Annotated in this window: 22 protein-coding genes; 6 read left to right on the top strand and 16 right to left on the bottom strand. The window is 66.9% G+C overall.

What is annotated here, in order from left to right; all coding sequences use genetic code 11:
- Position 1: 1 nt before the first annotated feature.
- The 11 genes from lpdA to DWF00_RS02450 all read right to left on the bottom strand — a co-directional run bounded on the left by lpdA (position 2) and on the right by DWF00_RS02450 (position 13,244).
- A complete protein-coding gene (gene lpdA / locus DWF00_RS02500) occupies positions 2 to 1,399 on the bottom strand; it encodes a dihydrolipoyl dehydrogenase (protein WP_114830798.1) in 1,398 nt (465 codons plus the stop codon).
- Positions 1,400 to 1,454: 55 nt separating this feature from the next.
- Complete coding sequence (locus tag DWF00_RS02495; RefSeq protein ID WP_114830797.1) at positions 1,455 to 1,880, bottom strand: VOC family protein; 426 nt, start codon at positions 1,878 to 1,880, stop codon at positions 1,455 to 1,457.
- 17 nt (positions 1,881 to 1,897) lie between these two features.
- Entirely contained in the window at positions 1,898 to 2,299 is a 402-nt protein-coding gene (locus tag DWF00_RS02490) for an MAPEG family protein (RefSeq protein WP_114830796.1), read from the bottom strand.
- 10 nt (positions 2,300 to 2,309) lie between these two features.
- A complete protein-coding gene (odhB, locus tag DWF00_RS02485) occupies positions 2,310 to 3,581 on the bottom strand; it encodes a 2-oxoglutarate dehydrogenase complex dihydrolipoyllysine-residue succinyltransferase (protein WP_114830795.1) in 1,272 nt (423 codons plus the stop codon).
- 43 nt (positions 3,582 to 3,624) lie between these two features.
- Positions 3,625 to 6,582 carry a 2-oxoglutarate dehydrogenase E1 component gene (locus DWF00_RS02480; RefSeq protein WP_114830794.1) on the bottom strand — a complete coding sequence of 986 codons (2,958 nt, stop codon included), beginning with the start codon at positions 6,580 to 6,582 and terminating at the stop codon, positions 3,625 to 3,627.
- Between the two features lie 110 nt (positions 6,583 to 6,692).
- Positions 6,693 to 7,577 (bottom strand): succinate--CoA ligase subunit alpha, encoded by an 885-nt coding sequence (sucD, locus tag DWF00_RS02475; protein ID WP_114830793.1) that lies wholly within the window; start codon positions 7,575 to 7,577, stop codon positions 6,693 to 6,695.
- Positions 7,578 to 7,586: 9 nt separating this feature from the next.
- Positions 7,587 to 8,783: an ADP-forming succinate--CoA ligase subunit beta gene (sucC, locus tag DWF00_RS02470; RefSeq protein WP_114830792.1), complete on the bottom strand. Its 1,197-nt coding sequence runs from the start codon at positions 8,781 to 8,783 to the stop codon at positions 7,587 to 7,589.
- 102 nt (positions 8,784 to 8,885) lie between these two features.
- Positions 8,886 to 9,848, bottom strand: a complete 963-nt coding sequence (gene mdh, locus DWF00_RS02465; protein ID WP_114830791.1) for a malate dehydrogenase — start codon at positions 9,846 to 9,848, stop codon at positions 8,886 to 8,888.
- A gap of 406 nt (positions 9,849 to 10,254) precedes the next feature.
- Positions 10,255 to 10,854 (bottom strand): TetR/AcrR family transcriptional regulator, encoded by a 600-nt coding sequence (locus DWF00_RS02460; RefSeq protein WP_114830790.1) that lies wholly within the window; start codon positions 10,852 to 10,854, stop codon positions 10,255 to 10,257.
- A 248-nt stretch (positions 10,855 to 11,102) separates the two neighbouring features.
- Complete coding sequence (zapE, locus tag DWF00_RS02455; protein WP_114830789.1) at positions 11,103 to 12,284, bottom strand: cell division protein ZapE; 1,182 nt, start codon at positions 12,282 to 12,284, stop codon at positions 11,103 to 11,105.
- Positions 12,285 to 12,377: 93 nt separating this feature from the next.
- The gene (locus DWF00_RS02450) at positions 12,378 to 13,244 is read right to left on the bottom strand and encodes a LysR family transcriptional regulator (protein WP_425453044.1); all 867 of its coding nucleotides are present in this window, start codon (positions 13,242 to 13,244) and stop codon (positions 12,378 to 12,380) included.
- Between the two features lie 98 nt (positions 13,245 to 13,342).
- Here DWF00_RS02450 and DWF00_RS02445 point away from each other — a divergent pair, with 98 nt between their 5' ends.
- Together DWF00_RS02445 and DWF00_RS02440 are read left to right on the top strand one after the other, a co-directional pair.
- Positions 13,343 to 13,939 carry a LysE family translocator gene (locus DWF00_RS02445; protein ID WP_114830787.1) on the top strand — a complete coding sequence of 199 codons (597 nt, stop codon included), beginning with the start codon at positions 13,343 to 13,345 and terminating at the stop codon, positions 13,937 to 13,939.
- A gap of 158 nt (positions 13,940 to 14,097) precedes the next feature.
- Positions 14,098 to 14,709: a GNAT family N-acetyltransferase gene (locus DWF00_RS02440; protein WP_114830786.1), complete on the top strand. Its 612-nt coding sequence runs from the start codon at positions 14,098 to 14,100 to the stop codon at positions 14,707 to 14,709.
- 103 nt (positions 14,710 to 14,812) lie between these two features.
- Here DWF00_RS02440 and DWF00_RS02435 read toward each other — a convergent pair whose 3' ends face one another.
- Complete coding sequence (locus DWF00_RS02435; RefSeq protein ID WP_245973717.1) at positions 14,813 to 15,547, bottom strand: AprI/Inh family metalloprotease inhibitor; 735 nt, start codon at positions 15,545 to 15,547, stop codon at positions 14,813 to 14,815.
- A gap of 190 nt (positions 15,548 to 15,737) precedes the next feature.
- Here DWF00_RS02435 and DWF00_RS02430 point away from each other — a divergent pair, with 190 nt between their 5' ends.
- Positions 15,738 to 16,121, top strand: coding sequence for a RidA family protein (locus DWF00_RS02430; RefSeq protein WP_114830785.1), 384 nt, complete (start codon positions 15,738 to 15,740; stop codon positions 16,119 to 16,121).
- A 141-nt stretch (positions 16,122 to 16,262) separates the two neighbouring features.
- Here DWF00_RS02430 and DWF00_RS02425 read toward each other — a convergent pair whose 3' ends face one another.
- Positions 16,263 to 17,855 carry an OpgD/OpgG family glucan biosynthesis protein gene (locus DWF00_RS02425; protein ID WP_114830784.1) on the bottom strand — a complete coding sequence of 531 codons (1,593 nt, stop codon included), beginning with the start codon at positions 17,853 to 17,855 and terminating at the stop codon, positions 16,263 to 16,265.
- Positions 17,856 to 17,976: 121 nt separating this feature from the next.
- A complete protein-coding gene (locus DWF00_RS02420) occupies positions 17,977 to 18,645 on the bottom strand; it encodes a TetR/AcrR family transcriptional regulator (protein WP_114830783.1) in 669 nt (222 codons plus the stop codon).
- 87 nt (positions 18,646 to 18,732) lie between these two features.
- On the opposite strand from DWF00_RS02420, the gene DWF00_RS02415 reads away from it, so the two are divergent.
- The 3 genes from DWF00_RS02415 to DWF00_RS02405 all read left to right on the top strand — a co-directional run bounded on the left by DWF00_RS02415 (position 18,733) and on the right by DWF00_RS02405 (position 21,516).
- Positions 18,733 to 19,566, top strand: a complete 834-nt coding sequence (locus tag DWF00_RS02415; RefSeq protein ID WP_114830959.1) for an N-acyl homoserine lactonase family protein — start codon at positions 18,733 to 18,735, stop codon at positions 19,564 to 19,566.
- Positions 19,567 to 19,643: 77 nt separating this feature from the next.
- The gene (locus DWF00_RS02410; protein WP_114830782.1) at positions 19,644 to 20,753 is read left to right on the top strand and encodes a calcium:cation antiporter; all 1,110 of its coding nucleotides are present in this window, start codon (positions 19,644 to 19,646) and stop codon (positions 20,751 to 20,753) included.
- A 190-nt stretch (positions 20,754 to 20,943) separates the two neighbouring features.
- A complete protein-coding gene (locus DWF00_RS02405; RefSeq protein WP_114830958.1) occupies positions 20,944 to 21,516 on the top strand; it encodes a glyoxalase superfamily protein in 573 nt (190 codons plus the stop codon).
- A gap of 7 nt (positions 21,517 to 21,523) precedes the next feature.
- Here the strand turns inward: DWF00_RS02405 and vapC are convergent, their stop codons facing one another.
- The gene (vapC, locus tag DWF00_RS02400) at positions 21,524 to 21,913 is read right to left on the bottom strand and encodes a type II toxin-antitoxin system VapC family toxin (protein WP_114830781.1); all 390 of its coding nucleotides are present in this window, start codon (positions 21,911 to 21,913) and stop codon (positions 21,524 to 21,526) included.
- Positions 21,900 to 22,118, bottom strand: a complete 219-nt coding sequence (locus tag DWF00_RS02395) for a type II toxin-antitoxin system VapB family antitoxin (protein WP_114830780.1) — start codon at positions 22,116 to 22,118, stop codon at positions 21,900 to 21,902. The genes vapC and DWF00_RS02395 overlap by 14 nt, the downstream gene beginning before the upstream one ends.
- Between the last annotated feature and the right edge of the window lie 101 nt (positions 22,119 to 22,219).

The following is a 22,219-nucleotide window of genomic DNA, read 5'->3' as shown; positions in this document are numbered from 1 at the left end:
ATCACATGTGGATCTGGCGCTTCTCCACGGCCATCGCCGCTTCCTTGACCGCTTCCGACAGCGTCGGGTGCGCGTGGCAGGTGCGGGCGAGGTCCTCCGACGAGCCGCCGAACTCCATCAGTACCGTCACTTCGGCGATCAGGTCGCCGGCATGCGGGCCGATGATGTGGCAGCCGAGCACGCGGTCGGTCGCAGCATCCGCCAGCACCTTCACGAAGCCGTCGGTGTGGCGGATGGCGCGGGCCCGGCCATTGGCGGTGAAGGGGAACTTGCCGATCTTGTAGGCGATGCCGGCGGCCTTGAGCTCCTCCTCGGTCTTGCCGATCGTCGCGACTTCCGGCGCCGTGTAGATGATGCCGGGGATCGCGTCATAGTTCACATGCCCGGCCTTGCCAGCGATGATCTCGGCCACCGCGACGCCCTCATCCTCGGCCTTGTGGGCCAGCATCGGCCCACGCACCACGTCGCCGATCGCGTAGATGCCGGGAACGTTGGTGCGGAAATGGTCGTCGATCGTCACGCGGCCGCGCTCGGTCGCGACGCCGGCGCCTTCCAGCCCGAGCCCGTCCGTGTTCGGCCGGCGACCGATCGCGACCAGCACGATATCGGCCGAGAGCGTCTTGGCCTCGCCGCCGGCCGAGGGCTCGACGGTGACGACGGTGCCCTTCTTGCCGGTCTCGACCTTGGTGACCTTCGAGCCGAGATGGAACTCGAAACCCTGCTTCTGCAGGATGCGCTGGAACTGCTTGGCGATCTCGTCATCGGTGCCGGGCAGGATGCGGTCGAGGAACTCGACCACCGTGACCTTGGCGCCGAGCCGGCTCCAGACCGAGCCGATCTCCAGGCCGATCACGCCGGCGCCGACGACCAGCAGCTCCTTCGGCACCGAGCCGAGCTCGAGCGCGCCGGTCGAGGTCACCACGATCTTCTCGTCGATGGTCACGCCGGGCAGCGGCGCGGATTCCGAGCCGGTGGCGATGACGATGTTCTTGGTCTCCAGCACCTGCGTGCTGCCGTCTTCGGCCTTGACCTCGACCTTGCCGGCGGCGGGAATGCTGGCCGTGCCGTGGAAGGCGTCGATCTTGTTCTTCTTCAGCAGGAAGGCGACGCCGTTGACGTTGGCGTCCACGGTCTCCTGCTTGTGAACCATCATCTGCTTCAGATCGAGCTTCGGCTTGCCGACGCTGATGCCGAGCGCCGGGAAGGTGTGGTTGGCCTCCTCGAACATCTCGGAAGCGTGCAGCAGCGCCTTGGACGGGATGCAGCCGACGTTGAGGCAGGTGCCGCCATGCGTCTTGCGCTTCTCGACGACGGCCGTCTTGAGGCCGAGCTGCGCAGCGCGAATGGCCGCGACATAGCCGCCTGGGCCGGTACCGATGACGACGAGATCGTAGGACATGGTTCTCTCTCAGGATCAGGCAATGAATGGAGATAAAGGGAGGAGTTGGCGAGGGCTAGGCTTTGGCCAATGGCGCGTTGAAGGCCCAGACATGGCCGAACGGATCGGTCAGGCGGCCATAGCGAGCGCCCCAGAACACATCGCCTGCCGGCATGAAGACGGTCCCGCCGGCCGCTTCCGCGCGCGCGATGGCGGCGTCGACATCGGCGGGGCTCGGCAGGTTGACGTTCAGCGCGACGCTGGCGCCGCCATGGCCATGCGGCGGCCTGACATCGCCGCCGAATTCCGGGAAGTCGTCGTGCAGCATGATCTCGCCGCCGAACACCGCCAGGTTGGCGTGCATCACGCGCGCGCCATCCTCGGCCATCTGCTTGAAGGTGCATTCGGCGCCAAAGGCCTTCTCGTAGAAGGCGATCGCCTCGATGCCGCCCTTGACGCAGAGATGCGGCTGCAGGGATGGGGGATTGGGTCCGAAGGCCATGGCGTTTCCCTCCTGGTTCAGACGACCGCGCGAATAACCATCAGCAAGAGCCCGATCAGGGCAGCAACCCAGACCAGGCTGCGGAGATAGGGAATCCCGGCGAGATAGACCGGCAGGTAGATCAAGCGCGCCGCGAGCCAGAGCAGCGCTCCGGCCAGGCCGAGCCCGTCGGCGCGCTCCAGCGCGATCAAGGTCAGGGCCATGATGCCGAAGGCCGGAAAGGTCTCGAGATAGTTGCGCAGCGCCCGCTCGGCCCGCCCCGCGAAAGCGCCCTTCGGCCCGAGCCCCTCATCGCGCGGCCCAGCATTCCAGGCCGAGCCGAGTTCGCGCGTCACGGAAATCGCCTGAACCCCGATATGCAGGAGCAGCAGGGCGACGCCCGCGACGATCAGAGGCGCCATGACGGAGGCATGCCCCATCGGCCAGGCCTCAGAGGTCGAGGACGAGGCGCGCCGGGTCCTCCAGCGCCTCCTTGACGCGCACCAGGAAGGTCACGGCCTCCTTGCCGTCGATGATGCGGTGGTCGTAGCTGACCGCGAGGTACATCATCGGGCGCACCACGATCTGGCCGCCGACGACCATCGGCCGCTCCTGGATCTTGTGCATGCCCAGGATCGCCGATTGCGGCGCGTTCAGGATCGGCGTCGACATCAGCGAGCCGTAGACGCCGCCATTCGAGATCGTGAAGGTGCCGCCCTGCATGTCCTCGATCTTGAGGGAACCGTCTCTAGCCTTCTTGCCGAGCGCGCCGATCTCCTTCTCGACACCGGCGATCGAGAGCAGGTCGGCATCGCGCACCACCGGCACGACCAGACCCTTGTCGGTGCCGACCGCGACCGCGACGTGGTAGTAGTTCTTGTAGACGATGTCGGTGCCGTCGATCTCGGCGTTGACGGAGGGGATCTCCTTCAGCGCCTGGACGCAGGCCTTCACGAAGAAGCCCATGAAGCCGAGCTTCACGCCGTGCTTCTTCTCGAACACGTCCTTGTACTGGTTGCGGAGGGCCATCACGGCCGACATGTCCACCTCGTTGAAGGTGGTCAGCATGGCGGCGGTGTTCTGCGCCTCCTTGAGGCGGCGCGCGATGGTCTGGCGCAGCTTGGTCATCTTGACGCGCTCTTCGCGCGAGGCGTCGTCGGCCGGCGACGGGGCGCGGACCTGGACGGGGGCAGCCGGGGCAGCAGCGGCCACAGCCGGGCCGGTCGCGATGGCCGCGAGCATGTCGCCCTTGGTGACGCGGCCATCCTTGCCGCTGCCATTGACCGAGGCCGGGTCGACGCCGCTCTCGGCCGCGAGGCGGCTCACGGCCGGGCCGGAATCGGCGGCCTTGGCCGCAGGCTTGATCGGCGTGTCGCCGGCGACCTCGCCGGCCTTCTTCTGCGCTTCGGCGGAGGTAGCCGCACCAGCCTTGCCCGCCGCCTGCGCGATTGCGGCATCGGCCTTCGGCGCGGCCGCAGCGCCGGAGCCGGCCGCGATCGAGCCGAGCAGCGCGTTGACGCCAACCGTCTCGCCTTCCTTGGCGACGATCTCGCCGAGCACGCCGGCGGCCGGCGCGTTGACCTCGAGCGTGACCTTGTCGGTCTCGAGCTCGACCAGGGGCTCGTCGGCCTTCACGGCGTCGCCCTGCTTCTTGAACCACTTGCCGATCGTCGCCTCGGAGACGGATTCGCCGAGGGTGGGTACGCGGATTTCGGTCGCCATGTCAGGCCTCTTGTTCGTGTCTTTGTCTGGCGTGGGGTCTGGCTCAGGCCGCGAAGGCTTCGTCCAGGAATGCGTTGAGCTGGGCGAGGTGCTTCGACATCAGGCCGGTCGCGGTCGCGGCCGAGGCCGGGCGGCCGACATAGCGCGCACGCTTCGACTTCGAGCCGGCATGGCCCAGCACCCATTCGAGATAGGGCTCGACGAAGGTCCAGGAGCCCATGTTCTTCGGCTCCTCCTGGCACCAGATCACGTCGGCGGCCTTGAAGCGCGCCAGCTCCTGCGCCAGCGACTTCAGCGGGAACGGGTAGAGCTGCTCGACGCGCATCAGGTAGACGTCGTCGATGCCGCGCTTCTCGCGCTCCTCCAGCAGGTCGAAATAGACCTTGCCGGTGCAGAGCACGACGCGGCGGATCTTCGAATCCTTGACCAGCTTGGTCGAGGACACGCCGCGCTGGGCGTCATCGTGCAGGACACGATGGAAGGTCGAGCCCTCGGCCAGGTCCGACAGGTCGGAGACGCAGCGCTTGTGGCGCAGCAGGCTCTTCGGCGTCATCAGGATCAGCGGCTTGCGGAAGTCGCGCTTCAGCTGGCGGCGCAGGATGTGGAAATAGCTCGCCGGGGTCGAGCAGTTCGCCACCTGCATGTTGTCCTCGGCGCACATCTGCAGGAAGCGCTCGAGCCGGGCGGAGGAGTGCTCCGGACCCTGGCCCTCATAGCCGTGCGGCAGCAGGCAGACGAGGCCGGACATGCGCAGCCACTTGCGCTCGCCGGACGAGATGAACTGGTCGAACAGGACCTGCGCACCGTTGGCGAAGTCGCCGAACTGCGCCTCCCACATCGTCAGCGCGTTCGGCTCCGACAGGGTGTAGCCGTATTCGAAGCCGAGCACCGCCTCTTCCGAGAGCATCGAGTTGATGACCTCGTAGCGTGGCTGGCCCTCGCGGATATGGTTCAGCGAGGTGTGGCGGGCCTCGGTCTCCTGGTCGATCAGCACGGAATGGCGCTGCGAGAAGGTGCCGCGCTCGCTGTCCTGGCCCGAAAGCCGGACGGGGTTGCCGTCGAGCAGCAGCGAGCCGAAGGCCAGCGCCTCCGCCGTCGCCCAGTCGATGCCTTGCCCGGTCTCGACCGCCTTGCGGCGGTTGTCGAGGAAGCGCTGGATCGTCTTGTGGACGTTGAAGCCGGCGGGAACGGAGGTGATCTTCTCGGTGATCTCCTTCAGCACCGCGGCCGGGACGCTGGTCGCGCCGCGGCGCGGATCGTCCTCGTCGGCGCGGATCGCCTTCATGCCGGCCCAGCGGCCGTCGAGCCAGTCGGCCTTGTTCGGCTTGAAGTGCTGGCCGGCCTCGAACTCGACCTCGAGCTTGGCCTTCCAGGCCGCGCGCATCTCGTCGATCTCGCCCGGCTTGATCACGCCCTCGGCCTCGAGCTTGCCGGAGTAGAGCTCCAGCGTCGACTTGTGGCTGCGGATCTTGCGGTACATCAGCGGCTGGGTGAAGCCCGGCTCGTCGCCCTCGTTATGGCCGAAGCGGCGATAGCAGAACATGTCGACCACGACCGGCTTGTGGAACTTCTGCCGGAACTCGATCGCGATCTTGGCGGCGAACACGACCGCCTCCGGATCGTCGCCGTTGACGTGGAAGACCGGGGCCTCGACCATCTTCGCCACGTCGGACGGATAGGGCGAGGAGCGCGAATAGCGCGGATAGGTGGTGAAGCCGATCTGGTTGTTGATGATGAAGTGGACCGAGCCGCCGGTGCGGTGGCCCTTCAGCCCGGACAGGCCGAGGCATTCCGCCACGACGCCCTGGCCGGCAAAGGCGGCATCGCCATGCAGCAGCAGCGGCAGCACCTTGGAGCGCTCGACGATGTCGCCGAACTGGTCTTGCTTGGCGCGGACCTTGCCGAGCACGACGGGGTCGACGATCTCGAGATGCGACGGGTTGGCAGTCAGCGAGACGTGGACGTTGTTGCCGTCGAACTCGCGGTCCGAGGAGGCGCCGAGATGGTACTTGACGTCGCCCGAGCCCTCGACGTCGTCGGGGGCGAAGGAGCCGCCCTTGAACTCGTGGAACAGGGCCCGGTGCGGCTTGCCCAGCACCTGGGTCAGCACGTTCAGGCGGCCGCGATGGGCCATGCCGAAGACGATGTCGCGCACGCCGAGCGCGCCGCCGCGCTTGATGATCTGCTCCAGCGCCGGGATCAGCGATTCACCGCCGTCGAGGCCGAAGCGCTTGGTGCCGGTGTACTTGAGGTCGATGAACTTCTCGAAGCCCTCGGCCTCGACCAGCTTGTTCAGGATGGCGCGCTTGCCCTCGCGGGTGAAGGCGATCTCCTTGTCCGGCCCCTCGATCCGCTCCTGCAGCCATGCCTTCTGCTCCGGATCGGAGATGTGCATGAACTCGATGCCGATCGTATTGCAGTAGGTCCGCTGCAGGATCGTCGTCATCTCGCGCACCGACGCGAACTCGAGGCCGAGCACGTTGTCGATGAAGATCTTGCGGTCGAGATCGGCCTCGCCGAAGCCGAACGATGCCGGGGAGAACTCCTCCGGGTCCTTGACCTGCTCGATGCCGAGCGGATCGAGCTTGGCATGGAGATGGCCGCGCATGCGGTAGGCCCGGATCAGCATCAGGGCGCGGACGGAATCACGCGTCGCCTGCTGCACGTCGGACGCGCTCAGCGTCGCGCCCGCCGCCTTGGCCTTGCCGGCGAGCTTGTCGCCCAGGACCTTCTCGACCACGCCCCAGTCGCCGTCGAGCGCCGAGACCAGCTCGCCATTGGCGTGGACCGGCCAGTTCGGCTTCTTCCAGGAGGCGCCCTTGGCGTTCTGGACGATGGCGGAGCCCTCGTCCTTCAAGCCGGAGAAGAACCCCTGCCACTGCTCGTCGACCGACTTCGGGTCGGCCTGGTAGCGGGCGTAGAGGTCCTCGATATAGGCCGCGTTGCCGCCATAGAGGAAACCGGTCTGCGCGAGAGCCTCGTTGATGTCCTGGCGAGCCATTGTCCTGTGCCTTCCACATCCTGCCCGGCCTGATCCGGGCACCTTTTATCGTTCTGCCTTCGCGGACGAGATGGCCGGGTCGAGCCCGGCCATGACGCCCCTTGCGAGGGTCAACCCTTCAACACGTCGACCAAGGTCTTTCCAAGGCGCGCCGGCGACGGCGAGACCCGGATTCCCGCGGCTTCCATCGCCGCGATCTTGTCTTCCGCGCCGCCCTTGCCGCCCGAGATGATCGCGCCGGCATGACCCATGCGGCGGCCGGGAGGAGCCGTGCGGCCGGCGATGAAACCAACCATCGGCTTCTTGCGGCCGCGCTTGGCCTCGTCCTTGAGGAACTGCGCCGCGTCCTCCTCGGCCGAGCCGCCGATCTCGCCGATCATGATGATCGAGGTGGTCTTGTCGTCGGCCAGGAACATCTCGAGCATGTCGATGAACTCGGTGCCCTTGACCGGGTCGCCGCCGATGCCGACCGCGGTCGACTGGCCCAGGCCCTCGCGCGTGGTCTGGAACACCGCCTCATAAGTCAGCGTGCCGGAGCGCGAGACGATGCCGACCGAGCCGGGCTTGAAGATGTTCGCCGGCATGATGCCGATCTTCGATTCACCGGCGGTGACGACGCCCGGGCAGTTCGGCCCGATCAGCCGCGACTTCGAACCCGAGAGCGAGCGCTTGACGCGGACCATGTCGAGCACCGGGATGCCCTCGGTGATGCAGATGATCAGCGGGATCTCGGCGTCGATCGCCTCGCAGATCGCATCGGCTGCGCCCGGCGGCGGCACGTAGACGACCGAAGCGTCGGCGCCGGTCGCATCGCGGGCTTCCGCGACGGTGTCGAAGACCGGCAGGCCGAGATGCAGGGCGCCGCCCTTACCCGGCGAGGTGCCGCCGACCATCTGCGTGCCATAGGCGATGGCCTGCTCGGAATGGAAGGTGCCGTTCTTGCCGGTGAAACCCTGGCAGATGACCTTGGTGTTCTTGTCGATCAGGATGGACATGGTTTTTCCTCAGGCCTTCTTGACCGCAGCCACGATCTTCTGGGCGGCATCGTCGAGATCGTCGGCAGGAATGACGTTCAGGCCGGAGGTCCGGATGATCTCCTTGCCCTCTTCGACATTGGTGCCTTCGAGCCGCACGACCAGCGGAACCTGGAGGCCGACCGCCTTCACGGCGGCGATGACCCCGCGCGCGATCACGTCGCACTTCATGATGCCGCCGAAGATGTTGACGAGGATGCCCTTCACCTTCGGGTCGGCGGTGATGATCTTGAAGGCCGCGGTGACCTTCTCTTCGGTGGCGCCGCCGCCGACGTCGAGGAAGTTCGCCGGGCTTTCGCCGTAGAGCTGGATGATGTCGAGCGTCGCCATGGCGAGGCCGGCGCCGTTGACCATGCAGCCGATCGTGCCGTCGAGCGCGATATAGGCGAGGTCGTACTTCGAGGCCTCGATCTCCTTGGCGTCCTCCTCGGTCTCGTCACGCAGCGCGACGACGTCGGGATGGCGGTAGAGCGAGTTGGAATCGAACGAGACCTTGGCGTCCAGGCACTTGATCTGGCCCTGCTTGGTCACGATCAGCGGGTTGATCTCCAGCATCGCCATGTCCTTGCCGACGAAGGCGGCATAGATCTGGGCGAGCACCGTCCCGGCCTGCTTGGCTTGGTCGCCGGTCAGGCCGAGCGTCTGGGCGACGGTGCGGCCGTGATGCGGCATGATGCCGGTGGCGGGATCGACCGAGAAGGTCTTGATCTTCTCCGGCGTGTCGTGCGCGACCGCCTCGATGTCCATGCCGCCCTCGGTGGACACCACGAAGGCGATGCGCGAGGTCTCGCGATCGACCAGGGCCGAGAGGTAGAACTCCTTCTCGATGTCGGAGCCGTCCTCGATATAGAGGCGGTTGACCTGCTTGCCGGCCGGGCCGGTCTGCGCCGTCACCAGCGTGTTGCCGAGCATTTCCTTGGCATGGGACTCGACCTCTTCGATCGATTTGGCCAGGCGGACGCCGCCCTTGGCATCGGCCGGCAGTTCCTTGAACTTGCCCTTGCCGCGGCCACCGGCATGAATCTGGCTCTTCACGACGTAGAGCGGGCCGGGCAGCTTCTTGGCGGCCTCGACGGCTTCAGTCACCGTGAGCGCGGGGAAGCCGGCGGAGACCGGCGCGCCGAACTCCTTGAGAACCGCCTTGCCCTGGTATTCGTGGATATTCATGCCTGATGTCCTGTGCGGAAGAAGCGAATGGCGGGCGGAAGATGGCGAGTGCTGGACGGCGGCGCCTCAGGCGCCGCTGTCCATTCCGCCATCCGCTCTATTTCACGCCAATGACGAATCGATGGTCTTGCAGGCGTCGATCAGGCCCTGAACCGAAGCGACCGACTTCTCCAGCATCGCCTTCTCGGCGGTATCGAGACCGATCTCGACCACCTTCTCGACACCGCCGGCGCCGATCACCACGGGAACGCCGAGGAAGATGTCCTTGACGCCGTACTGGCCGGTCAGAGCCGCCGCGGCCGGGAGAACGCGCTTCTGGTCCTTGAGATAGCTCTCGGCCATCGAGATGGCTGAGGCCGCAGGCGCATAGAAAGCCGAGCCGGTCTTGAGCAGGTTGACGATCTCGCCGCCGCCCTTGCGGGTGCGGTCGACGATGGCGTCGAGCTTGTCCTGCGTGGTCCAGCCCATCTTGACCAGGTCCGGCAGCGGGATGCCGGCGACGCCGGAATAGCGGACAAGCGGCACCATGTCGTCGCCATGGCCGCCGAGCACGAAGGCCGAGACGTCCTTGACCGAGACCTTGAACTCGTCGGCGAGGAAGTGGCGGAAGCGGGCGCTATCGAGCACGCCGGCCATGCCGCAGATCTTGTTCGCGGGCAGGCCCGAGAACTTCTGCAGGGCCCAGACCATCGCGTCGAGCGGGTTGGTGATGCAGATCACGAAGGCGTCGGGAGCATAGGCCTTGATGCCCTCGCCGACGGCCTTCATCACCTTCAGGTTGATGCCGATCAGGTCGTCGCGGCTCATGCCGGGCTTGCGCGGCACGCCGGCGGTGACGATGATCACGTCGGCGCCCTTGATGTCCTCGTAGGAGTTCGTGCCCTTATAGGCGGCGTCGAAGCCGTCGACCGGAGCGGACTCGGCGATATCGAGGCCTTTGCCCTGCGGGATGCCTTCGGCGATGTCGAACAGCACGACGTCGCCAAGTTCCTTCAGGCCGACGAGATGGGCGAGGGTGCCGCCGATCTGGCCGGCGCCGATAAGGGCGATCTTCTTGCGGGCCATAGCCTAGTCCTTGTCTTAGCGCTGCGATGTGCCGGAAACCCGGCGAAAGCTTGCGTGTCTTTGACTCGACGCACCTTCCGCCGCAACCCTGAATCAGGTTGCGGCAATTTGATGGAAGCGCCCGGCCCATGGCGCTGACCGGCCATGTTCTTCCCGCTATATCAAAGCTTTGGACGGATTCTTAAGAACGCGCCCGCGTAGGGCCGTTACGGCAGCAGAAAAATGACGATTTACGTTTTTTGTAATTTGTAGCGCGATTTTTTCAGAGCCTGCCTGAGAATTCGCTGGCGTGAGCTGGCTGGCGTGGCCGTCGAGAACCGGAGCGGAGCGTACATCAGTACGTGAGCACAGGAGGCGCAGGCGGCCGCGTCAGACGGCCGCGCCAGTAGATTTCGCGGGCAGACTCTCACACGATCCCGGTCGCGAGCACTCGCAGCGCCACCCGGATCAGCGTCGACAACCTGGCATCGACGGAGGCCTGCGGAACGTCCGCCTCCAGCTCCAGTGCGGCAGGGTGGATGAAGCGATGCGTGGTGTCGATGACGTAGGCGATCGCCTTGTCGCGGTCGCGCGGCTCGAAGGTGCCGGACGCGATGCCCTCGTCGATGACGCGCTCGAACAGCGCCCTGACGCGGGTCCGGTTGCGCCGGCTGATCGCATGGCGCTTCGCCACTGCCTGGGACAGCGCCGAGAACAGGTGCGGGTCCTCGGTCAGCAGGTCGCGATTGCCCTTGGCCAGCGCCAGGATCAGCCGCTCCAGCTTGTCGTCGGCCGGGTCGGGTCCGTCGGCGATGTCGGCGAGGCGACGCTCGGTCGCCTTGAGCCAGACGTCGACGACCGCATCGACCAGCGCGGCGCGCGAGGGGAAGTAGCGGTAGACGTTGGCATGAGTCATGCCCGCCTCCTCCGCCACCGCGACGACGGTGAAGCGCTTGAGGCCATGCAGGCGCAGATGCTCGCTGGCGACGGTGAGGATGCGGGTCTCGCTCGGCTCGCGCGTCGGCATCCCGCCCCCCTAGAAACTGGCGCGCGCGTCCCCTTCTCCCCTTGCGGGAGAAGGGGGCAGCGCAAAGCGCTGACGGATGAGGGGTCGCGCGACGCTGCCAGGTTCGGCACATGGAATGCTCTGCATTTCGGAGAGGGCAACGCGACCCCTCATCCGCCCCTGCTGGGGCACCTTCTCCCGCAGGGGGAGAAGGGAAGAGCGCCGCCCACCCGGTCGTTTCACCGCTAAGCCCACCCCTCTCATCGCCATCACGTATCGATCAAGCCGGTGGTATCGTCGCTCGCCGCCGAGTCCACACGGCCATGCGGCAGGGCGAGATACTCCTCCGAGCGCATCTCGATCAGGCGCGACACGGTGCGATCGAACTCGAAGGCCTCGCGCCCGGTCTCGGCCTTGTAGAGCTCATGCGGCTCGGCCTCGGCCGAGGCGAGCAGCTTCACATGGTGCTCATAAAGCGTGTCGATCAGGATGATGAAGCGCTTGGCCTCGTTGCGGCGGTCCAGGTCCATCACCGGGATGCCGTCGAGGATCAGCGAGTGGAAGCGCTGCGCCAGCGCGATATAGTCGGAGGCGCCATAGGCCTGGGCGCAGAGATCGGCGAAGGAGGCCCGCGCGACGCTGCCCGCCGCCTGCGGTACGCGCAGTTCGTGGCCCTTGACCGAGAGCGTCACCGGCTGGCCCTGCGCCACCCCGCTGAGGCTGCGGAAGGCGGTGTCGAGCGCCTCCTTCGCCGCCTTGTCGGGCGGGACGTGATAGGTCGGCGCGCCGCCCAGCTTCTCCAGCCGGAAATCGGTGCGGGCATCGAGGCGGATGGTCTCGACCTTCTGGTCCAGCAAGGCGATGAAGGGCAGGAACAGCGCCCGGTTGAGGCCGTTCTCATAAAGCCGGGAAGGCTCGACATTGGAGGTCGCCACCACGGTGACGCCGTCCGCGAAGAGCGCGGTGAAGAGCCGGCCCAAAATCATCGCGTCGGCGATATCGGTCACGGTGAACTCGTCGAAGCAGAGCAGCACCGCCTCTTCCGCGAGTTGGGCCGCGACCGGGACGATCGGATCGGGCTCCTTGACCTCACCGGACTTCAGACGCTGGCGATAGGCGTGGATGCGGACGTGGACGTCGGCCATGAAGGCATGGAAATGCACGCGCCGGCGCTTATGCAGCGGCACGGAATCGTAGAACATGTCCATCAGCATGGTCTTGCCGCGGCCGACCGAGCCCCAGATGTAGAGCCCCTTCACGGGATTGTCCGAGGCGTGCCGGCTGCCGCCGAAGAGCCAGCCGAGCGCGCTGCTCTTCTTGGCCAGGCGTTTGGCCGCCAGCGCCTCGCTCAGCGCCGCCAGGCGCTTGACCACGGCGACCTGCGCCGGATCGCGCTCGATGGCGCCGGCTTCGACCAGGGCAGCGTAGCGTTCGGTGATCGTTGCGGGCATGGCCTGCGCGAAGAGAAGCGATGGAAGCCCCGGTTACGGCAGGCTCGGGCTAACCGCAAGCCCGGCGGGCGCCGGGCCATCCCACCACAAAGCTCAGGCCGCCTGTCGCTGCCGCACGAGGCCGTTGCGGATGTGGCGGGCAAGCTCCGTGGCCGGCACGTCCATTCCCGAGCGGGAGAGATGCAGGTTGATCGCGAAGGGCGGCAGCTCGGGCAAGCCCTGCTCGACGCCGAGGATGTCGAGATCGCCTGGTACCGTCGAGGCCAGCCAGGCGGTCACCGCGAGGTCGGTCCGCACCGTCGCCGTCGTCGCCTCGATATTGCCGTTCTCGAACACGGTGCGCCATTCCCGGCCCTGCTCGCGCAAGGCCGAGAGCACGGCCGGCCGGAAGGCGCAGGTATCGGCCACCATCGAGATCGGCAGCACCGGCTTGAGATGGGCCGCGCCCGCCTTCGCGCCGACCCAGACCAGCCGCTCGATGCCGAGGCACTCGCCCCGGCTCGCGCCCAGCGGCTCCTCGATCACGGCGATGTCGATCTCGCCCCGCTCCAGCGCCTCGAGCAGCCGCGGCGAGGAATTGCAGACCAGCGAGATCTCCACCTGCGGGCAGGCGTCGGCATAGGCCTTCAGCACCGGCGCGAGGCTGGTGCCGATCAGGTCATAGGGCACGCCGAGCCGCACGCTGCCGCGCGTGACCTTGGCGGTCATATCAGTCCAGATCTCGTCGTTGAGGCTAAGCAGCCGCCGGGCCCGGCCGAGCAGGCGCTCGCCGGCGTCGGTGACGGCAAGCCCGCGCTTGCCGCGCGCGAACAATGCGACGCCGAGCGTCTCCTCCAGCCGCTTGACCTGCTGGCTGACGGCGCTCTGCGTCAGGTGCAGCACGTTGCCGGCGGCGGTCATGCTGGCATGCTCGGCGACGGCGACGAAGGTTCGGATCAGGGCGATGTCGAGGTTTCGCATCCCACCATCATGACTCATAATACCTGATATACCCAACATTCGTTTCCATAATACCGGCCATGCGCCTAGCTCTGCCCGCTCACTTCTGGAGCAGGGCCATGACACTCGCGGAATTTCTGCCGCTCTTCCTCTTCGCGGCGGTCTCGACCATCACGCCGGGCATGTCGACGACGCTTGCCACGGCGTCGGGCGCGCATTTCGGCTTCCGCCGCTCGCTGCCGCTCATGGCCGGAATATCGCTCGGCCTCGCGACGATGGCGGTCGCCGCGGCCGCCGGACTTGCGAGCCTGCTGCTGGCGCAGCCCTCGCTGCAATTCGCGATGAAGGCGCTGGGCTCGCTCTACCTGCTTTGGCTCGCCTGGAAGATCGGCCGCAGCGGCCCGCCGCATCTCGATGCCAAGGTCATCAGGCCGACCGGCTTCCTCGCCGCCATCGGGGTCCAGTTCCAGAATCCCAAGGGCTGGGCGATGACGCTGGGTGCCGCCGCCTCCTTCGCCGCGCTGGCGAGCGGGCCGGTCGAGCTCGCCACCTTGCTCGGCCTGACCTTCGGCGTCACCGCAGCGGTTTCGCTGATGCTCTGGTGCCTCGCCGGGCTCGTGCTCGCCCGTCTGCTGCGCAGCGCGTGGCAATGGCGGCTGCTCAACGGCGCGCTCGGCCTCCTGCTCGCGGCCTCGATCGTGCCGATGTGGCTTTGAAGCCTCCGGGCATGCGCGAAAACCCGCCATTTCGCCCGAAAATGCCGCAGCCTCGCCACTTGCATTCCATGATTCGCAGCGCATCTTCGCAACCGAGTTAGGGAAGATTCGCCTCCTGGAGAGCAGCGCGGCAATCGCGCCGCTATCAGGAGTGAACGATGGCTCAATCAAAAATGGGCGGCACAACGACCGTCCAAGGCGAAATCCGCCGGCTTTGGCCCGCGGAGCGCGAACTCTTCACCGCCCATCTGCTGCGGCTCGACGCGCTGACGCGCCGCGAGCGCTTCGGCACGGCTGTGAACGACGACTTCCTGGCCAACTACGCCACCACCACCTTCGGCGTCGGCGGGCTGGTCTATGCCTATATCGAGGATGGCAGGATTCGCGGCGCCGCCGAGCTGCGCGGGCTCGAGGACCTCGTCGCCCAGACCGGCGAGGCCGCCTTCAGCGTCGAGAAGGCCTGGCGCCGGCGCGGCATCGGCGAGGCGCTCTTCGCCCGCCTGATCACCGCGGCGCGCAACCGCGGCATCCGCACGCTCTACATGACCTGCCTGCCCGAGAACGCCGCGATGCGCCAGCTCGCCCGCAAGTTCGAGGCGGAGCTGATCGGCGGCTACAACGACGTCGAGGGCACGATCGCGACCGGCGGCCCGACGCCCTTCACCATCCTCGACGAGGCCTTCGACCATGCGCGCGGCTTCGCGACTCTGGCGCTGTCATTGCAGCGCAAGTTCTGGCGACCCGCCTTCTTCGGCCGAGCCGCCCGCTAGAGCATCGGACCGAAAAGTGGAATCCGGTTTTCGGAACAATCCGATGCAATAACAAAAGCCTAGATCGCCACTTTGCGTCCGATAGGACGCACGGCGATCTAGCTCAGCGATTCATCGAAAGGGCGGCGCCCGACTTGGTCACGGCGCCGCTCAGCGCGCCGCCATCGCTGGCCCGCAGCCGCGCCACCACCGATCCGCCGGACTGGTAGAGATAGATCTCGCCGTCGCGGTAGTCCCAGGCATTGACCTTCTGCAGGTCGCGATTGGCGCAGCCCGACGCGTTGGCGCGGTAGAGGTCGAGCGTCGGCGAGCTCGAGAGCTGGACGCGGCAGGAGGTGCCGGTCGCCTCGCGCGCCGTCCAGTTGCCGACCACGCCATCGCGCGAGGTCACAGCACCACGGCCCGATCCGGCGCCGGCGCCCAGCGTCGCGACCTGGCCGCCGCTCTGAGCAGGCGGCGCGCCGGCCGGGTTGCCGAGCGGCGGCGGCGTGTTCGGCGCCGATGGCGGCGGGCTGGGCTGGTAGTACGGGTCTCCCGGCGGCGGCAGCGGGCCGCCGGAGGAAGCCGGCAGCGGCGCCGACGCGGAAGGATAGTTCCCGGCCGGATAGCCACCCGGAGGCGGCAGCGGCTCGGAGGTCACGGGCGCGGAGCCGATCGGCGGAGCCGGCTGATAATCGGGCTGGCTATAGCTCGGCCGCGACGGCTGGCTATAGGCCGGCTCGCTCGAGAACGGGCCACCGGAAAAGCGCTGCGAGCCGGCGCAGGCCGTCAACGCGAGCAAAGGCAGCAGCGATGCCGCCTTGAGGAGGCTGTTCCGGTTCGCAGCTCCGGTCATCATGCGGCGTCCACCCCTGGTTAGTCGCTTGATCTGATTCGCAAGTTTAGCCCTGCCGCGTGAACGTGGCATGAGCGCGGCTGGTGCCCAAATGGCTTTAAGAGCCCAATAGCCGCCGCTCGCCAACCTGCGCCAGCCGATTTGGTTCCGGACCCGGCTTTAGCTAAATCGGAATAGGACCTGGAGAACCCGCATGAAGCCGCTCAATCCGCCCTCGATCCGCCCGCCCTTCGCGCGCTACAGCCATGGCGTCGAAGTGCCGGCCGGCCAGCGGCTGGTCTATTGCTCCGGCCAGCTCGGCGCGGCCGCCGACGGCACGATCCCCGAGGATGCCCGCGCCCAGGCCGATCTCTGCTTCGCCAACATCGCGGCGATCCTGGCCGAGGCCGGCATGACGCTGGCCGACATCATCCGCATCAACGCCTATGTCAGCGACCGCACCTACATGAAGCCCTATATGGAATCGCGCGACGCCCATGTCGGCACCCCGCCGCCGGCCTCGACGCTGATGATCGTCTCCGGCTTCACCTTCCCCGAGTTCAAGGTCGAGATCGAGGTCGTCGCGGCCGTACCATGACCCTCGCCGTCATTGCGAGGAGGCGCAGCCGACGAAGCAACCCAGGGGGACCGGGTGAGCGAGACCCCCTGGATTGCTTCGCTGCGCTCGCAATGACGGTGGAGGCGGTCTACGCCTCGTTCTTCCACGCCAGTAGAAGTATCAAGCCGCCTCGTTTTTCCAAGGATAGCTCCAGGTTTCGGTCAGCGTCTTCTCGCCGCTCTTCAGGAAGGCGCGCATCTCCGCCACCTGGCCGGGCTCGACGACGATGTCGATGAAGGCGCGGAAGCCCTCGGTCTTCGGATTCGGCACGATGAAGGCCCGGTTGATCCGGCCATAGGCGATCGAGGGCACGATCTCGACCCTGTCGGGCTGCTTGAGATAATAGGCCAGGTCGCCGCCGGCGAAGTCGACGATGAAGCGCCGCGCCCCATCCGTCACCGCCTCGCCGGAACCCAGCGCCTTCGGCTTGGCCTGATAGGTGTTGATGATCCGACCGCCTGGATGCATGTCCTCGGTATCGAGCATGGCGGTCAGCTTGTAGCCGAAGCTGAACTCGCGGCCGGGCTCCAGCGGCACCTTGGGCGCCCAGAGCGCGACGATGTTGTCGACGGATTCGTCGCCGGTCGGCAGCTCGATCAGCTCCACCGTGCCCTCGCCCCACTCGCCCTGGGGCTCGATCCAGTAGGAGGGCCGCAGCTCGTAGGCGAGGTCGAGGTCCTGATAGTGCTCGAAGCTGCGGTCGCGCTGCATCAGCCCGAAGCCGCGCACGTTGGGCTCGACGAAGGAGGAGACCACCGGCTGGCGCGGGTTGCGCAGCGGCCGCCAGATCCACTCGCCAGTGCGCGAATGCAGCATCAGCCCGTCGGAATCGTGGAGCTCGCTGCGGAAATCGTCGTGGAAGCGCCGATCGTTCTCGCCGGTGAAGAACATCGAGGTCAGCGGCGCCAGGCCGAGCTTCTCGATCGGCTTGCGCGGGAACAGCGTCACCGAGATGTCGAGCACGCTGTCGACATCCGGATAGATGTAGAAGCGGTACGCGCCCGAGACGGAGGCCGAGTCGAGCAGCGCGTAGACGGTGACGCGCTCGGCCCCCGCGGTAGGCGCCTCGACCCAGAACTCGCGGAAGACCGGGAACTCCTCGGCGCCGTTCTGGCCGGCGCCGATCGACAGCCCGCGCGCCGAGATGCCGTAGCGCTGGCCGCGGCCGAGCACGCGGAAATAGCTCGAGCCGATGAAGGAGATCAGCTCGTCGAAGATGCGCGGGTCGTTCAGCGGATAATGCAGGCGGAACCCGGCGAAGCCGAGATTGACCGGCAGCGGCTTCTCGAACTTGACCTTGCCATAGTCGAACAGGTTGGCCGAATAGGGCACCGGCGTCGGCACGCCGTCGCGGATAACGTTGACCACGACCGGCCGCGTGAACAGGAAGCCGGGGTGGAACATCTGCATCCGGAAGCCGGAGCCGCCCTGCGCCAGCAGCGCCCGTTCCGGCCGGAAGCGGATATCGCGCCAGCTGTCGAAGTCGAGCTTCGACAGCGGCTCGGGCAGGCTCGGGCCGGGCTCGTAGGGGGCAGCCGCGACCTCGCGGGCCCGGCGCACCACCTCCTCGAAGCCGAAGCGCGGCTGCGGCGGCGCCGGAACCGGCGCCGGCTGAGCCTCGGGCTGCTGCGCGAACAGGGCGGAGGGCGCCGCGGACAAGCTCAGGGCTGCAGTGAGGCCGGCCAGGATCTGGCGGCGGTCGGTCACGGTCATGATGGAATGGCGCCCCGTCGAGTTGCCCTGAAGGCAGTTACGCCAGTGACTTAGGCGATGAATTGGGGCCGGTCTAGGGCGCTGTTGCGGCACATCCGGTCAAGACGGTGTCGGAGGCCGGCTACAGCTCCGGCACGGCCCGCTTGAGGGTCGATTGACGCCGCAGCGCTTGCGCCGATTTCTGCGCCGGCGTGTCCGGGGTGCGCAGCCCGGTCAGGCCGTTGGCGAGGGCGCCGGCATCGACATCGCCCAGGATCGCCGCCTGCACGACGAAGCCGAGGATGATCGAGAGCAGCGCCTTCGCCGTGTCCTGCACGGAGGCGGCCTCCTCGACGACGCCCGAGCGCTTCCACGCCTCCACCACCTCTTCGAGCCGGCTGCGGAACGCGAGGTAGAAGCCCCGCATCGTCGCGCGCAGTCTCTCGTTGCGCTGCGCCTCGCTCCAGCCGAGCAGTGCGATGCGCTTCAAGTCATAGCCGCCCCTGGCCGTGAAGCCCGCGATGGTCGCGGTGACCTGCCAGACGAACTGGTCGGGCGCCGGCAGCGGCTCGGCCTTGAGGATGGGTTCGACCAGTGCGCTCAGGCCCGAGAGCGAGCTCGTCACCGCGGCCAGGATCAGTTCGTCCTTGCTCGCATAGTAGGAATAGACCGCCCCGGCCGAGAGCCCGGAGGTACGGATGATGTCGTCCATCGTCGTCGCGTGCAGCCCCTCCTTCTGGAAGCAGGTCCAGGCGGCGGCGAGGATCTGGGCCCGGCGGGCGGCGCGCTTCTCGTCTGAGATCTTCGGCATGCCCTGAAATAAAACGAACGCTCCCTCTTTACAAGGCGCGCCGCTAGATAATAAAACGAACGATCGTTCTTTTTTATGGAGGCGGCAATGATCAAGGTCACGGCGATCGAGACCGGCAAGGCGAGGATGAAGACGGCGCAGCGCACCGGCCGCGACGATCGCGGCGCGATCGGCCGCAAGCTCGACATCTTCCGCGACCGCGACTGGGTCGAGCCGCTGCCGATCCTGTGCTTCCTGATCGAGCATCCGGAAGGGCGCTTCCTCGTCGACACCGGCGACACCTGGCGCAATTCGGTGCCGGGCTACCTGCCGGGCTGGAACCCTTTCTACAAGCAGGTCTCGATCAAGGTCGCGCCGCATGAGGAGATCGGCCCGCGGCTGCTGGCGATGGGCATCGACCCGGCCGAGGTCGGCACCGTGATCCTCACCCATTTCCACCACGACCATACCGGCGGGCTCGACCATTTCCCGCATAGCCGCATCATCGGCCCGCGCGCGAACTTCGCGGTCTCCACCGGCGTGAAGGGCATGATGATGGGGTGCCTGCCGCAGCGCTGGCCGGTCTGGCTCGCGCCGGAGTTGGTCGAGATGGACGGGTCGGCGCTCGGCCCCTTTCCCGCCTCGCACCCAATCACGAGCGACGGCCGGATCGTGCTGGTGCCGACGCCGGGCCACGCCATCGGCCATGTCTCGGTCATCGTGCGCGCCGACGACGCCACCTATTTCCTCGCCGGCGACGCCACCTATTCGCAGGCCAACCTGCTGGCCGAGAAGACCGACGGCGTCACCAACGACCCCGCGACCGCGCTCGCGACGCTGAAGGCGATCAAGCGCTTCGCCGCCAGCGAACCAACGGTCCTCTTGCCGGCACATGACCCCGAGGGGCCGGCTCGGCTCGCCGGCCGGGAGACTCTTCTCTGATCTTTCGACGCGGTCCTTGCCTATGGGCACGGGGGCCGTCCATCCCGAGCGAACCGATTGAGAGGCCGAGACCGACCATGAACGCCGAACGCTTGCTGGCCATGCCGATGACGGCCTGGATCTACCCGCTTCTCGGCCTCGTCTTCTACGGCGTCGCATCCGCGATGGGCTTTGCCGACACGCTGGCTCCGGGCATGACCGGGATCGTCTTCGCGGTCGTGCTGATCCCGGTGATCTTCGGCGCCATCTTCGCCGCCGTCTATCATGCCGAGGTCATCGCCCATTGGAGCGGCGAGCCCTATGGCACGCTCGTCCTCACCGCCGCCGTCACCGTCATCGAGGTCGCGCTGATCGCCTCGATCATGCTCTCGGGCAAGGATGGCAGCCCGGCGCTGGCGCGCGACACGGTCTATGCCGTCGTGATGACGGTCTGCACCGGCCTGACCGGCCTGTGCATCCTCGTCGGCGGGCTGCGCTATCGCGAGCAGAGCTTCCGGGTCTCCGGCGCCAGCGCCTATCTGACCGTGCTTCTCGTGCTGGCGACGCTGACGCTGATCCTGCCGAACTACACGCGCGAGACGCCCGGGCCGAGCTATTCCGACAGCCAGCTCGCCTTCGCCGCCATCGTCACGGTCGTGCTCTATGGCGCTTTCCTCTACATCCAGACCGTGCGCCACCGCGACTACTTCATCGCCGACGCGGGCGAGGGCGACTGGCATTCGAACCTCTCCATTCGCCGCGTCGCGATCAGCGCCGCGCTGCTGCTCGTCGCCCTGATTGCGGTCGTCCTGCTCTCGAAGAAGTTCTCGGTCGTGGTCGAGGTCGCCCGCGAGGCGATCGGCGCCCCGCCGCCCGTCACCGGCCTCGTCGTCGCCATCCTGATCCTGCTGCCGGAAGGCATCGCCGCCGTCCGGGCCGCGCGCAGCGACGCCCTGCAGAAATCGCTCAACCTCGCGCTCGGCTCGGCGCTGGCGACGATCGGCATGACCTTTCCGGCCGTCGCCATCGTCGCGCTGCATCTCGACAAGCCGCTGGTGCTCGGCCTCGACGCGTCCGACGCGGTCCTGCTCGCGCTGACCCTGCTGGTCAGCACGCTCACCTTCGCGACCGGCCGCACCAACATCCTCAACGGCTTCGTCCACCTCGTGATCTTCGCGACCTTCCTGTTCCTGACCTTCCAGCCCTGACGGCAGGCGTTGACAGCGGCAGCGGCACATCCCTAGGGTTGCGGCCTGGCCGGATGCAGCCAGCCGCTCGCGCCCCTCGGGGCATGGTGAATGCATCCGCAAGCTTCCTTCCCGATCCCGATCGATCCGGTGGACGCCTCAGCAACGCGAGCCCTGAACGCCTCGTCCGCCGTCGAGAAGGATTGTGATCATGCGCACCTATCGCGATGCGAAACTCATGGCCAAGGCCCTGCGCGAGGCGCTCGGCCCCCAAGCCACGCTCTCCCACGCCCAGACCCTGGAGATCGTCGCCCGCCAGTTCGGCTATGACGACTGGAACATCCTGGCCGCCAAGATCGGCGAGGCAGGCGGAGACAGCGACACCGCCTGGGACAAGCCGCCCGCCGCCGCCGATGGCATCGGTCTCGCCATGGGTGTCCCGATCCTGCGGATCTTCGACGTCGAGAAGGCCAAGGAGTTCTATCTCGGCTTCCTCGGCTTCAGCATGGACTGGGACCATCGCTACGGCGAGACCTTCCCGATCTACATGCAGGTCTCGCGGTCCGGGCTGAAGCTGCACCTCTCCGAGCATCATGGCGATGCCAGCCCGGGCTCGACCGTCTTCGTCTGGATGCAGGGCGTCGACGCCTACCGCGCCGAGTTGATCGGGAAGAGCTACCCCTACTCAAAGCCGGGCATCCAGGAGCAGGGTCCGGCCGGCCGCACGCTCGAAGTGCCCGATCCGTTCGGCAACAGGATCAGGTTCTGCGAGAAGCGGGATTGAGCCGCTATCAGGCGATCGCGAGACCAAGCCGGTCGGCGAAAGCGCTGAAATCGCGGTCATTGTGCAGTAGCGCGTGACCGCGCTCTATGCAGAAGGTCGCAATGATCAGGTCCGCGGTCTTGCGAATCGTGATACCGTCGCTGCGCAACCTCCGATAATTGCGCGCGGCGGCTATCGCGATGGCTTCGTCGAGCATGGGCGCGACCGTGAAGCGGCGCATACCGCGCTCGATCCGGGCGGCCTGCTGCTCGTCGCGCGTGCCTTGGAGCAATTCGAGGAGAACGAGATCCCCAACCAGGATCTGCCCGACATCGTCGATCGCTTCGAGCTTGGCGACGGCAACCGTATCATGGCCGCGGAACTGTGAAATCCAGACGGAGCTGTCAACGACGATCATCGTGCGAATCGAAGAAGTTTCGACGCATCTCGTCGAGGTCACCCTCCCAACCAATTCCCTTCAGATCCTTGATTGCCTGCCGCCGGCGATTGTTCTCGATCAGCCGCCGCAGAGCCTCCTCGACGACGGCCTTCTTGGTCGAGAGCTCGGTCGCCTCCATCGCCTCTTTCAGGAGCGCGTCGTCGATATCGATATTGGTGCGCATCGCCACCTCCGTGTGTATAGATTCCAAAGAACATACACACTGGCCGCTCCGGCAACAATCGCAGCGGCCCGGGGCGGTCCTTAGCCGCGTTCGCTAAAAAA

The sequence above is a fragment of the Allobosea caraganae genome (assembly GCF_003351345.1).
Classification (GTDB): domain Bacteria; phylum Pseudomonadota; class Alphaproteobacteria; order Rhizobiales; family Beijerinckiaceae; genus Allobosea; species Allobosea caraganae.
The sequence above is the reverse complement of the archived record's forward strand: the minus strand, read 5'-3'. Positions and strand labels throughout refer to the sequence as shown.